The 12,797-nt window shown below is 62.0% G+C and carries 10 protein-coding genes and 1 pseudogene; 4 read left to right on the plus strand and 7 right to left on the minus strand.

Going from position 1 to position 12,797, the window contains the following annotated elements; genetic code table 11:
* The 4 genes and pseudogenes from VMR03_RS13360 to VMR03_RS13375 all read right to left on the minus strand — a co-directional run.
* Positions 1–435, minus strand: a pseudogene (locus tag VMR03_RS13360) (hypothetical protein); the annotation flags it as partial.
* Positions 436–443: 8 nt separating this feature from the next.
* Positions 444–2,171, minus strand: coding sequence for a potassium-transporting ATPase subunit KdpA (gene kdpA, locus VMR03_RS13365; protein ID WP_325406019.1), 1,728 nt, complete (start codon positions 2,169–2,171; stop codon positions 444–446).
* 8 nt (positions 2,172–2,179) lie between these two features.
* A complete protein-coding gene (locus VMR03_RS13370; protein WP_325406021.1) occupies positions 2,180–2,269 on the minus strand; it encodes a K(+)-transporting ATPase subunit F in 90 nt (29 codons plus the stop codon).
* A gap of 7 nt (positions 2,270–2,276) precedes the next feature.
* On the minus strand, positions 2,277–2,585 hold the full coding sequence (locus tag VMR03_RS13375) for a hypothetical protein (protein ID WP_325406023.1): 309 nt from the start codon (positions 2,583–2,585) through the stop codon (positions 2,277–2,279).
* Between the two features lie 75 nt (positions 2,586–2,660).
* On the opposite strand from VMR03_RS13375, the gene VMR03_RS13380 reads away from it, so the two are divergent.
* The 4 genes from VMR03_RS13380 (at position 2,661) to VMR03_RS13395 (ending at position 9,508) form a co-directional block, all read left to right on the plus strand.
* Positions 2,661–3,998, plus strand: coding sequence for a PQQ-binding-like beta-propeller repeat protein (locus VMR03_RS13380; RefSeq protein WP_325406025.1), 1,338 nt, complete (start codon positions 2,661–2,663; stop codon positions 3,996–3,998).
* A gap of 65 nt (positions 3,999–4,063) precedes the next feature.
* The gene (locus VMR03_RS13385) at positions 4,064–4,666 is read left to right on the plus strand and encodes a TetR/AcrR family transcriptional regulator (protein ID WP_325406027.1); all 603 of its coding nucleotides are present in this window, start codon (positions 4,064–4,066) and stop codon (positions 4,664–4,666) included.
* Between the two features lie 248 nt (positions 4,667–4,914).
* Complete coding sequence (locus tag VMR03_RS13390; RefSeq protein WP_325406029.1) at positions 4,915–7,362, plus strand: TonB-dependent receptor; 2,448 nt, start codon at positions 4,915–4,917, stop codon at positions 7,360–7,362.
* Positions 7,363–7,549: 187 nt separating this feature from the next.
* Positions 7,550–9,508 (plus strand): PQQ-binding-like beta-propeller repeat protein, encoded by a 1,959-nt coding sequence (locus VMR03_RS13395; protein WP_325406031.1) that lies wholly within the window; start codon positions 7,550–7,552, stop codon positions 9,506–9,508.
* A gap of 37 nt (positions 9,509–9,545) precedes the next feature.
* Here the strand turns inward: VMR03_RS13395 and VMR03_RS13400 are convergent, their stop codons facing one another.
* The 3 genes from VMR03_RS13400 to VMR03_RS13410 all read right to left on the minus strand — a co-directional run.
* Positions 9,546–10,259 carry a GntR family transcriptional regulator gene (locus tag VMR03_RS13400; protein WP_325406033.1) on the minus strand — a complete coding sequence of 238 codons (714 nt, stop codon included), beginning with the start codon at positions 10,257–10,259 and terminating at the stop codon, positions 9,546–9,548.
* A 145-nt stretch (positions 10,260–10,404) separates the two neighbouring features.
* Positions 10,405–11,481: a serine hydrolase domain-containing protein gene (locus VMR03_RS13405; protein ID WP_325406035.1), complete on the minus strand. Its 1,077-nt coding sequence runs from the start codon at positions 11,479–11,481 to the stop codon at positions 10,405–10,407.
* Between the two features lie 181 nt (positions 11,482–11,662).
* Positions 11,663–12,797, minus strand: a 1,135-nt coding sequence (locus VMR03_RS13410; RefSeq protein ID WP_325406037.1) for an efflux RND transporter permease subunit, incomplete at its 5' end; no start/stop codon positions are given.

The following is a 12,797-nucleotide window of genomic DNA, read 5'->3' on the forward strand; positions in this document are numbered from 1 at the left end:
GCCGGTTTCGACGAGAACAATATCGTCGACCTTGAGCGCCGATGCTGCGACCACTTCGAGGTCGCCCGCCCTGAGAAGGCGCTTTGCGGTTGCTTCCGAGCGGGTTCGGCGAAGCGCGTCGGCCTGTGCCTTGCCGCGTCCCTCGGCTATGGCTTCGGCGAAGTTCGCGAAAAGAATGGTGAACCAGAGCCAGCCGACGATCTGCGCTGTGAAGCCGACCTGGCCGGCTCCGATGGCCGCATCCCGGATGAGGATCACGCTGGTGAGGGAGGCCACGACCTCGACCACGAACATGATCGGATTTTTGACCAGCGTTCGTGGATCGAGTTTGACGAAGGATGCGAGGATTGCCTGCCGGACAAGGTCACCGTCGAAAAGCGAACGGCTGTCGATCTTGTGCGGACCTGGACGATCCGACATGTGGGTGTTGGACATGATGCGCCTCAATAAAGCGTGCCGTTGAGCATGGAAAAATGTTCGACGATCGGCCCGAGCGAGAGCGCGGGGAAGAAGGTGAGACCGCCGACCACGAGAATGACCGCCACCAGGATGCCGACCCAGAGCGCGCCGTCGGTTGGAAACGTGCCGGCGGAGGCCGCAATCTTCCGCTTGCGGGCGAGAGAGCCGGCGACCGCGAGCATCGGTACGATCATCGCAAAGCGGCCGATGGTCATGGCGAGGCCCAGTGTCAGGTTGTAGAAGGGCGTGTTGCCCGATAGGCCGCCGAAGGCGCTTCCGTTATTGCCGGTCGCGGAACTGAAAGCATAGAGGATCTCGCTGAAGCCATGTGGCCCCTGATTGGCGATGCTCGCGACCGCGGCGGGGAGAACGGTGGCGATCGCGGTGAATCCCAGGATCGAGAAGGGAAGACAGATGATCGCGAGCGCCGTCATCTTGATATCGAAGGCTTCGATTTTCTTGCCCACATATTCCGGCGTCCGTCCGACCATCAGGCCGCAGATGAAGACGCCGACAATGGCGAAAAGCAGAATCCCGTAAAGGCCGGACCCGACACCTCCGAAGATGATCTCGCCGAGCTGCATATTGAGAAGCGGAACCAGGCCGCCGAGCGGCGTGAAGCTGTCATGCCAGGCGTTGACGGCGCCGCAGGATGCGTCGGTCGTCACCGTGGCGAAGAGCGCCGAGTTGACGATACCGAACCGGACCTCCTTGCCCTCCATGTTACCGCCGGCCTGCAGCGCGCTTGTCGCCTGGTCGACGCCGAGTGCCGTCACATTGGGGTTGCCGCCGGCTTCGAAGTGATAGGCGATCAGAGCGCCGGCGAGAAAGAGCACACCCATGGTGCCGAACAATGCCCAGCCTTGCCGTTCATTCCCGACCATCCGACCGAAGACGTTGGTCAGTGCGGCGCCGATCGTGAAGATCAGGATGAGCTGAACCAGATTTGTCAGTGCGTTGGGATTTTCGAACGGGTGAGCCGAATTCGCGTTGAAGAAGCCACCGCCATTCGTTCCGAGCATCTTGATCGCCTCCTGAGAGGCCACGGGTCCGACCGCGATCGACTGGTGCGCGCCCTCGATCGTCGTCGTGTCGACATAGGCGCCGAGCGTCTGCGGCACGCCCTGCCAGATGAAGAAAAGGCCGACGACGATGGAGATCGGAAGCAACACGTAAAGGGTACAGCGAGTGAGATCGACCCAGAAATTGCCAATTCCATTCGCCGAGGCCCGCGAGAAGCCGCGAATGAATGCGACCGCGAGCGCAATGCCGGTCGCGGCGGAAACGAAGTTGTGGACGGTGAGTCCCACCATCTGTGTGAAGTAGCTCAGCGTCGTTTCGCCACCGTAGTTTTGCCAGTTTGTATTGGTGACGAAAGAAATGGCTGTGTCGAACGCGAGCAAGGGGTCCACATTGCCGAAACCTTGCGGATTGAAGGGGAGATAGCTTTGGCAGCGCAGAATGGCATAGAGAAGTACGAAACCGGCGATGCTGAAGAAAAGCATCGCCGTGCCGTAGCGCAGCCAGTGCTGATCCGCTTTTTCGTCGACGCCGCCTAGGCGATAGAAGATTCTTTCGACGGGGCGCAAGGCTGGCGTCAGCCATACGGACTCGCCATTGAAGACGCGCGTCATATAGCCGCCAAGAGGCCGGGCGATGACGATAATGATCGCGCAATAGATCGCGATCTGCACAAGGCCGTTCGCTGTCATGGGATGCCTCAGAATTTCTCGGGTCGTGCGAGGACCACGAGCAGGTAGCCGAGTATGAAGATGGCGACGCCGCCGCCGAGCACGAGATCGAAACTCATCTTGTCCTCACAACCAGCTGCAGAGATGGAGATAGATGAAGAGAGCCGCGAAAGATGCGAGCGCAACGGCCAGCATGCCGATATCGAGCATGGTTAAAACCCCAAGAGCTTTTCGATAGCCCGCAGGAGAACTTGGATCGCGGTAAAAATTCGAGATGGAAGTGAGAGGTGAGGAATAAAAGAAGGATAAAGATTGATGGGCGGTGTGCCTCACCTCTCCTCCGGCGCGACCTTCCACGAAATTCATAATGCTGGCGGCGCGGCTGACGACGCTTCGCAGTCCAACTTTCGAGCAAACCGTTTCTGTCCAGTCCAAGCGTGTCGCTTGACATAAATTATTATTGTAATAATAATTTATCATATTGGAGCCGCGATAGAACGGGAGAACGGAATGAATTCGACGGGATGCGTTCAGCAGAGGTTCAGGCGCGCGACGGCGGGGTATACCCCGCGCTGCTGGATGGGGACGGCGGCTCTTCTGTTGTCGGCCGGCCTCCTGGCTGCGTCGGGCGCTTACGCCGGAGAGGTGTCCGCTTATGGTCCGGGTTGGTCCACCGCACATGCGGACGCGTCCAACACAAACTACGTGCCGGTCGCGGGGATACGCGATCTCAAGCTCGCCTGGCAGCGCGATCTGGGCGGTAGCATCAATCTCGGCGCGACGAGCGACCCGACCGGCCGCGTCTATGTCACGACGAGCGGCGAAGGGTGCCACCTCTATGTCCTCGATCGCGACACGGGCGAAACGATCTGGTGCTCGGACAAGCTCGACCGTTTCGCCGTCTCGTCCTCGGCGCTGATCGACCGCGACGGGCATGCCTATCTCGCCGATAGCAAGGCCATGCACGCCTTCGACCGCGACGGAAAAATCCTTTGGGAGACGCCGATCGTCGGCGTTCCGCTGTCGGCACAATTCACGCCATCGGGCCATTTGATCTTCACCACGAATATCGGACGCATTTATGTCCTGCGCCGCGACACGGGCGCGCTCGTTCTGCCGTCGATCGAGTTGATACCGGGCGCGGTCTTCGACCCCTCGAAGGGCCGGGCCTGCATGCGCGGCACCGAGGACTGCCCGAGCGCGAACACGCTTGCGGTGGATAAGACGGGGCGCTTCTTCTTCACCTTCTGGGAGCCGGGCAAGAAGAACGCCGGCCTGCGCGCGATGCAGTACCGGGACGGTCCCAAGCCTTCCATCGAACTGCTCTGGGTGAACGACTCTCTTCCCGGCGGCAGCGCCTCGAGCCCGGTTCTGTCGGCCGACGGAACGCGGGTCTATGTGAACGACAATGTCGAAAGCATCCACGCCATCGACACCGCGACCGGCAAAAATATCTGGAGCTTCGCGGTCGGCTATGAAGCGGGCGGCTGCGCGGCCGTGACGCCGGAGGGCCTCATCATGCCGGCGGGCGGCGGCAAGGGCGTCATCATGGCGCTCGCCGACAAGGGCGACCATGCCGAACAGGTCTGGCGCCTCGACACAGCCATCAATCGCGGCATCCCCACGCAGGTAGCCGGCAACATTTCCTATGCGGCGGTCGCTGCCGGCATGGCCGACAACGATCTCCTCGTCCTCGATACGAAGACCGGGGCCGAGCTCGATCGGGAGCGTCTCCCGGGCAAGCCCTTCTTCACCATCGGAACCACGGTGGGGCCCGATGGAACCGTCTATGTGCCGACCATTCGTGGCCAGATTTACGCCTATCGCGCCGCCGGAAAGGACAATTGACGGCGGATCGGGTATTCAGAAGCAACCGTGAGGACGTGTTGGCGAAAACATTCGAGGGCGGCGGGATGGCGAAACGCAAGGAAACGGCGGTACAGCCAATCGAACAGGCCGTCGATACACGCGAGCGCATCATTCATGCGGCAATCGAATGTCTGGCCGAGGTTGGCTATGTGCAGACGACGCTGCAGGTAATCGCGCGGCGGGCGGGTATGAGCCACGGGCCCCTACAGTATCATTTCGACAGCAGGCTCGACCTCATGGCGGCAGTCGCGGCCTATCTGATGACGCGGCGCATAGCCTTCTTCGCTCAACCCATGCTGACGCCGGCTCGCAAACGCCCGGTGCTGGCGCATTTCCTTGAACGCATCCAGTTCTACTGCAAGACGCCCGACTTTCAGGCCGTCATAGAACTCGAAGTCGCAGCGCGCGGCGATGCGGGTTTGCGTGCCGCCATCGACGACGCGACGGGCTCGCGCCGGATGTTCGTGCGCGACGCGATCCAGAAGGGGGCGGCCGAGCAGGGCGGTTCCACCCCGGCCCAGGTCGCCGCCGTCATGGATTTGCTGAACGCCCTGGCGATCGGCCTCGCCGTCGGCAAGGGCGCCGGCCTGAATGACGCACGCGCGCGATCCGTGTGGCGGCTTCTTGAGGAATTGCTCCTCGCCTGATCGCGTTCGAAGCGGCCCCGGCCGGCGGCTTCGCTTCTCTCCTTCGCTTTCCCGGTCCCTCTTTGCGGACGACGTTCTGTCGCCGAACGGCAACATCTGCCTTTGAGCGCAGCGAAGAGTGAATTTTGCCTGTTTTATTGAAGACGATATTGTGTACAATATGTCCCGGGAACTAGGGAGGACGCCCGATCTTTCAGTCGATGGTCGACGAGGGAATCGGGCGCGCCAAAAAACGGGAAGGGGAGGCGATGAAAATTCGCAGTCTTATGTTGTCGACGGCGTCGCTGCTGCTATGCATGACCGCAGCCGCCGTGGCCGCCGACGCGGCGTCCGGCGCGCCGAAAGATGCGGCCGATACCGAGAGCGCGGGCAAACCGGCGGATACCGGGACGCAGGCGGTGGCGGGAGGGATTGAAGAAGTGACTGTCACCGCGCGTCGCCGTTCGGAACGTCTGAAGGACGTGCCGGCCTCGGTGACGCCGCTCTCCGGCGACCAGCTTGACCAACTCGGCGTCGAGAGCACCAAGGATCTCCTTCAGCAGGTTGCCGGCGCGGCACTCGTCAGCAGTGGCCCCGATTATCTGTCGGACATCTCGATGCGTGGCCAGGGTTCGGGCCGAAATGCTTTTTCGGAAACCGCAACCGGTCTCTATCAAAACGGCGCCTATATCGCGGGCGGTGGGTTTAATGGCCGTGCGCCATCCGAAATCCAGCTCTTCGATCTCGATCGTGTCGAAGTCCTGCACGGTCCGCAGGGCGCGCTTTATGGCCGCAACGCGGTCGGCGGCGCGGTCAACATGATCGCGAACAGGCCGGAGATGGACTTCAGCGCGAAAGAGCGCGTCTCATACGGTAGCTATGACAGCTACGACGCAATGGGCATCGTGAATGCGCCTCTCGATCCCGAGAACGGCATCGCGGCCCGCATCGGCGTCTTCTCCAACAATCAGGAGGGTGGCGCCATCACGAACCTGACGACCGGGAACGAGGTCGACTGGAGCCGATCCCATGGCGCTCGCGTTGGCGTTTCCATTGAGCCGAATTCCGATACGAAGGTCTATGCGCAACTTGAATACTACCGGTCCGATCAGCCTTCGATGACGGCACTCGGTTACGTGCCCGTCCACGCCTTCGCGGGAACGTCGCAGACAGGCACCCCGCTCGATCCCGATCCCTATACGAGATCGGATCTGAACCGCGAGGGCCGCGCGCGCACACGAGATTTGTCCGGCTTCTTCTCCTTCGACAAGGTGACGGATATCGGCGATCTGTCGATGAAACTTTATCGCCGCACGCGACATGGCAGTCGCGAGGACGATGATTACGATCACTTCCTCAGCCTGTCTGGATCGGCGCCGGGTGGCGTGCCGATGGACATCGCCTGGGATCAGTCCGAGAGGTACGATCTCGTCAACGCCCAGCTGACGCTGGCCTCAAATGATTTCGGCCGCTTCAAGTGGCTGTTTGGCCTCGAGGCTCTGCAGAGCGACGACGACGTCGAAACCGGTATTGGCGAATGCGGCGCTTATAATCCCGGCGCGCAAACGGCTGCCGACCTCAATCCCGGCTGCACACCCGGATACACCGGCGCGCCGCTCGACGCGGCGGCTCTGGCCGCAGCCCGTGCGGCGATGAACCACGACACTTCGACCGAAACGCTGAATTCGGTCGCCGCTTTCGGCACGTTATCCTACGACATCACCTCGGAATGGACGGCAGGCGTCGAGGCGCGCATCGCCAAGGACATGAAGTCCTACGACTTCGAGCGTTACTCTCAAGATCCGCTCGCCTATTTCGGTTCGGGCCCCGCGCCCGCAGGGCACGCGCCATCGACGCCGAACACGGCCTATTGCCCGCCATCGGTCATCGCCGCCGGCCAATGCACCGGCGCAGGCAAAAGCGGCTTCAACGCTCATCTCGATGCGGACTGGAGCCAGTTCCTTCCCGCCGCCTCGATCCGCTACAAGCCATCGCCGACGCAAACTTTCTACCTGCGTTATGCGACGGGCTATCGTCCCGGCGGATTCAATGCGCCGACCTCGCCGGTGCAGACCACCTATGCGCCGGAGCGCAGCACATCCTATGAACTCGGATGGAAAGGCAAGCTCTTCGACTATCTGGATGCGGACACGAGCATCTATTATCAGGTCACGCGCGACGTGCAGGTCACGACCTATGGCGGTTCGGGCGCGCTCGTCATCATTCAGACGCCGGGTAACGGCTACGTCTATGGCATCGAATCCAATCTGCGCAAGAAGTTCGATGTCGGTCCCGGCGTTCTCAACGTGGCGCTCGGCCTGTCCTCCGATTACGGTCGCTATTACGACGCGCAGACGATCCAGATGACGCCGGGCGTTTTCGCCGACATCAATGGCAACCGCATTCCACGCACCGCCGATATTCAGGGAGCCTTGGGTGCCAGCTATGTGATGCCCGTTTTCGGCGACCTGCAGGCGATGTTCGGCGGAAGCTGGCAGTTTTCCAGCGGCGGCTATGAAACGCCTGACAATTCGCGTGACTACGCGAGCTATGGAAAGCTCGATCTGCGCGCCTCGCTGATGGCGTCCGACCGCTGGTCGATTACGGCCTTCGGCAAGAACGTGCTCGATCGGCGCTACCGGATGCAGACCGTCGTCTACAACGAATACTGGTCGCAACCGGCGACCTTCGGAATCTCGCTGACGCTGATGCAATAACGAGAGCAACGGCGGGAAACCGCCTCACTGTCGATCCTCCCTCGACAGCGACTGGCCGGCCGGATTTATCCGGTCGGCCTTTTTTGTTGAAGGACCCAATAGGTGCCGTCTCACGGATTTGGATTGGTGATAGTGCTCAATTATTGTATATAAAAAAGTATACAATAATTGAGCGTATGGGAGTTGAATGATGAAATTTGCGCGCATCCTCGCGGGAGCGGCAGTCGTTTTCGCGGTAATCGGCGCCGCCGGATACTACGGGGCGACGCAAACTGACAAGGGACGCATTCTCGCGGCGAATCTGCTCGTTCGCTCGGTGCCGTCGCCGCGCAACCTCGCCGTGCCCGGCGTCACCGCATGGCAACCGGAGAGGGAACGCTATGTCGCACCGTCGAATCCGGTCATGGGCGACGCGGGAGTCTGGCGCGAGCGCCACGGCAATGGCCGCAACTCCGACGAGACGCTGCTCGCCGGCGCGCCGACTTTCGACAAGGCTTACGTCATTGCGCCGGACGAACTCTATTTCGCCGCGATCTCCTTCGATCGCGACAGCAACATCTATGCATCGGTCAGTCTGGCAACGGACGGCACCTTCCTCGTCTCTTATGACATCCGGACCGGCAAGGAGCGCTGGCGGCTCAAGACCGACAAGGTGACGCCGGCGGGCGGCGTGCCGATCGTGCTCGAAGATCCGGTCAGCGGCGGGGAGATCGTCTACAACATGAGCCGCGACGAGATCGTTGCGGCGCGGACCGACGGCAGCGTTATCTGGCGTTCGGCGACCGGTCTTGAAGATTCGACACGTGGCGATGTGAACAGCACCATCATGTGGGGGCCGAGCTACAACCCCCATCTCGACATCCTGACCGGTGTGTCCGCAAAAGGCGAACTTGTCGCCTTCGACCGCCAGACCGGTCGCTTGCTGACGCCGGAGCCGCTGATCCTGCCCGGGTCGCCGTCGCGTTCACGCGGTGCGAGTATCCCCGACGAGATCATTGCCAAGATGGCGGAAGAATTCCAGAAGGCACTTGGAAGGCCGCTTTCCGTCGCGACCGTCAGGCGTGTGCTGAAAGTCGTCGAAGGCGAGAGCGTCAAGGTTGCGAATTATCACTCGATCGACGCCTGGTCGGGCCGGATGTGGCTCACGGCGACGGCCCCGGATGAAGCAGACGGAAAAAAGGACGATGTGTCAGAGTACGGAGCGCTTTACGGCCTCGACCTGAAGCGCGATGCGGCGGGCGTCCTGACGCTCGAAATCGGCTGCAACGCCTGGTTCAAGGACGGCAGCGCCAGCACGCCGGGACTGCGCGCCGACGGCAAGCGAGTCTATATCGCCGACGGCCACAGGAGTCTGCTGGCTTATGACGAAAGCTGCCACCCGCTATGGTCGGCCGATGTCGGAGGCCAGATCGTAGCCTCGCCCAGCGTCGCGGTCGACAACGGCGAAATTTATGTGGTGACCACGACCTCCCTCGTGAAGCTGATCGACGAGGATACGAAGGGTCGGATCGTCTGGAATGCCGACTTCGACATGTATGACGCGAAGGCGCCGTTGGTTCAGAAGAACCTTCTCACCGCTGCCATCGCCGCCAACGGTGTCTACGCCCATGCCGGGCTCGGCGTGCTGATTCACCCCGAGGGCGACCGTCCCGGTTTCTTGCCATTGCGCAATGGCGGTGTTCGCCTCGACCGCGAGACAGGGAAGGTCCTCTGGTATGCCGAAAGTGAAGGCGACTCGACGGCCGTCACCGAGATCGCACCCGACGGCTCCCTTGTCATCCCGCAATCGCCGATCCGAAGCATCATCGCGAACATCGCCTTTCCGGGACTTGCGGCGAAAACCTCCGGCGGCATCGCGGTGATGAGACCGTCGCGCCAGGATCTTCTGGCGCGCGATGCGGCTTGCGCCGCCGCCCGCCTGGCGGCGCGCGCGGACCAGGTCGCGGCGAAGGAAGAGGCAGCGGTCGCCGAGGATTATCGCTCGCAGGTAAAGTTGCTCCTGCGGCAGGCGCGCGGTGCTGCCGTGGAAGCCGGCGCCGCGGTCGACGCCTCGGCACTCCCGGATATCGACGCAGCCATGCTTGCGCTTGGGGACGCGGAGGCGGCCGGAAAGGCGGAAGCGGCTTGCCGGACATTGACGAAGTGAGTGCAGGGAAGGAGCGCGTCATCCGCGCTCCTTCCCGCTACTCCGCGGCGATCGCTTCCATGATCGCGGTCAGCGCCTGCTCGTAGATCTTCTCGACAGTCTTCGCCGCGAGAGCGCCGTCACGGTCGTTGATGGCCTCCGCAACCCGCAGCCAGTTTCGGCTGGACTGAACCCGGCGCGCCCGCGATGCCACCGACAGAATGCGATAAAGGCGGGCGCGATGCGCGTCGTTGATGAGGCGCAGTAGATAAGGACTACGGGCGGCCCGGCAGATCAGGGTGCCGAGGTGAACAGTGAGTGGCCGAAAATCCTGAGGCGGCATGTCGGGGCCCCTGTCGGCGAGTTCTTTTGCCACCTTCAGGATTTCGGCTCTCTCGCTGTCGCTCGCATGGGCCGCGGCCCGCTTCACGGCGAGCGCCATCAAAGCGCTGCGGATCTCGCCGATGGCGATATATTCCTGCGTGTCATGGCGCGTGATCGTCGCACCCTTCATTCGCTCTATCTCGACAAAGCCGCGTGCTTCGAGGATATGGAGGGCTTCGCGGATGCGTCCGCGCGTGACGTTGAAACGATCGGCGAGGTCTTGCTCACGCAGTCTTTCGCCTGGAACGAAGACCTGCTTCTCGATGAGCGCGATGATGGATTCGCTGATTTCCTGGGCGGGGGGGCGGTGAATCGGGGTGCTGTCCGGTTGGCGCGTCGCGGTTGCCGGTTTCTTCACTTTCGATCCAGACTTGGTCTTGTTGCTCACGGACGCCGTCTCATTCTGGCAAGGAGCTGTCGGCCGGCTTCGTTCGGACCTGCCTGCTCCGCTTGAGTCGCTGGAGCGAAGGCTAAAGCAGGGTAGCGGGCAAGGCCAGCGGCGAGGTGTCTGCCCGCCGCTGGCCGCCGATGAATTACTTGTAAGCCTCGATGATCGCCATCCGCGCCTCGTTCAGATTCTGGGCGATGTGCGGCAGGCGGTCCTTCACGAAGAAAATCCCGTAAAGGCCATGCGTCCGGTCGATCCAGGGAAAGGTGCCGAAGGCGCCGGGGCTCGAGACCAGCGTGCACTTGCCATCGGTCTCCCAGGCCTCGCACCAGTTGCCCAGCGCATATTGCATACTGGCCCTTGCCCCCGGCGGCACCCAAGCCATGGGCAGGCCGAGCGTCTGGATCGTTTCCATTTCATCGACCGCCTTCGCCGACAGGATCTGCCGACCCTCATATTTGCCGTGCTGCGCCAGCATGGTGAGGAAACGCATGTAGTCGTCCGCCGTCGTGACGACGCCGCCCTGCAACAGCGGGTTCAGCGTCTCCTCGGGCGAGACATCGCGCGGCGGAATGTGAAGCCAATACAGGGTCTTTATGCCGAGCGGTTGCGTGATGCGCTCATTGAAGAGGTCGGCCCAGCGCCTGCCGGTTACTTTCTCGACGAGCGCGCCCGCGACCTGGAAGCCGGGTCCGCCATATTTGAAGACCTTGCCGGGGCCGTCTTCCAGCGGCCGCTTGGCGATTTCCGACGCCGATTGCGCGAGCGTCATGCGGGCGTCCTGCCGCACATCGACCATGTTCATCAGACTGCCGCCGCCGGAGGTCTGGGCGAGCAGTTGGCGGAGCGTGATCTTGGCCGCCTCGCCCTTGAACTCGGGCAGATAGGTGGAGATGGGCGCGTCGAGCGAAAGTTTGCCCTCGTCGACAACGGTCATTACCAGAGCCGCCGTCATCCACTTCGACGCCGAGGCGATGGGGTAGAGCTGATTGGGTTCGATCTTGCCGACGTCGAGACGGAAGATCTGCTTGCCGTCGCGCATCGCGATGGCGGTGATGCCGGGAATGCCCTGCTTCACCACCGCTTCCATTTCTTCGCGGACCTTGGGCGGCACGGTCGTCCCCTCGCTGGAGGACAGGGTCGCGGGCGGAACCCCTTCGGTCGGGCGTCCGCACCCCGCAAGAGCAATCAACAGCACGGCACCGAGAGCGGCGTATTTCATTTCGTCCTCCACACACAGAATGAGTGGAACGATATTTTTTAAGTACAATATTGTCTACAAAATAATGGAGTGAAAGGGGTTTATTGGGTGTCCTTTTTGGCGCCAATTCCTTGTGGAACAAGCGTTTTATACGGATCTGTGGGCGGAAGGAGTGCGGGCAAATGGCCCGAAAACCGGGCGCCTAATGGGCGCCCGGCACTGCTTCTGCGGGCCTCGCGGCGGGCACCAACCGCCGGATCACATAATAGAAGACAGGCGTCAGCGCGAGACCGAAGCCGGTGACGCCGAGCATGCCCGCGAAGACCGCGATGCCGATCGCCTGGCGCATTTCCGAGCCCGCGCCATGCGAGAAGACCAGCGGTGCGACGCCCATGATGAAGGCGAGCGAGGTCATCAGGATTGGACGCAGGCGGAGACGGCAGGCTTCAAGCACCGCCTGCAGCGGCGTGTCGCCATGAAGCTCGCGTTCGCGCGCGAACTCGACGATCAGAATGGCGTTCTTGCAGGCGAGGCCGACAAGCACGATCAATCCGATCTGCGTGAAGACGTTGTTGTCGCCGCCCGTGAGATGCACGCCGACAAGAGCCGACAAGAGGCACATCGGCACGATCAGAATGACCACCAGCGGCAGACTCCAGCTCTCATATTGAGCGGTGAGCACGAGGAAGGCGAGAAGCACACAGAGCGGAAAAACGAAGACCGCGGTGTTGCCTGCGAGAATCTGCTGATAGGTGAGCTCCGTCCACTCAAAGCCCATGCCGCTCGGCAACTCGCGCTTGGCGAGATCCTCGATGGCCTTCTGCGCCTGGCCGGAGCTGTAGCCCGGAGCCGGACCGCCATTGATCTCCGCCGTCAGATCGGCGTTGTAATGCATCACGCGGTCGGGCCCCGTTATCTCGCGCAAGGTGACGAAGGCGCCAAGGGGGATCATCTGGCCTTCGCCGTTGCGCGTCTGCAGTCGCAACACGTCTTCCGGTTGCAGGCGGAAACGCTGATCCGCCTGGACATTGACCTGATAGGTGCGTCCGAAGCGATTGAAGTCGTTCACATAGAGAGAGCCGAGATAGACCTGCATCGTCTCGAAGAGGTCGGTGAGCGAAACGCCCTGCGAACGGGCTTTGTCTCGGTCGATGTCGGCGGCGATCTGCGGCACGTTGATCTGATAGCCGGAGAAGACGCCGGCGAGGCTCGGCTCCTTCGACGCCTTGTCGACGAGGTTTTGAACCTGCTTGTAAAGCTCGACGGGGCCGAGACCGGCGCGATCCTCGATCTGCATCTTGAAGCCGCCGATCGTACCGAGCCCCTGCACGGCCGGC

Source organism: Parvibaculum sp. (assembly GCF_035511255.1).
Taxonomy (GTDB): Bacteria; Pseudomonadota; Alphaproteobacteria; order Parvibaculales; family Parvibaculaceae; genus Parvibaculum.

Bases quoted from the DNA above. Each gene is read 5' to 3' on its own strand.
- VMR03_RS13405 (WP_325406035.1), bottom strand. From the start codon at position 11,481: ATGAAATACGCCGCTCTCGGTGCCGTGCTGTTGATTGCTCTTGCGGGG.
- VMR03_RS13395 (WP_325406031.1), top strand. From the start codon at position 7,550: ATGATGAAATTTGCGCGCATCCTCGCGGGAGCGGCAGTCGTTTTCGCG.
- VMR03_RS13370 (WP_325406021.1), bottom strand. From the start codon at position 2,269: ATGAGTTTCGATCTCGTGCTCGGCGGCGGCGTCGCCATCTTCATACTC.
- VMR03_RS13390 (WP_325406029.1), top strand. From the start codon at position 4,915: ATGAAAATTCGCAGTCTTATGTTGTCGACGGCGTCGCTGCTGCTATGC.
- VMR03_RS13385 (WP_325406027.1), top strand. From the start codon at position 4,064: ATGGCGAAACGCAAGGAAACGGCGGTACAGCCAATCGAACAGGCCGTC.
- VMR03_RS13380 (WP_325406025.1), top strand. From the start codon at position 2,661: ATGAATTCGACGGGATGCGTTCAGCAGAGGTTCAGGCGCGCGACGGCG.
- kdpA (WP_325406019.1), bottom strand. From the start codon at position 2,171: ATGACAGCGAACGGCCTTGTGCAGATCGCGATCTATTGCGCGATCATT.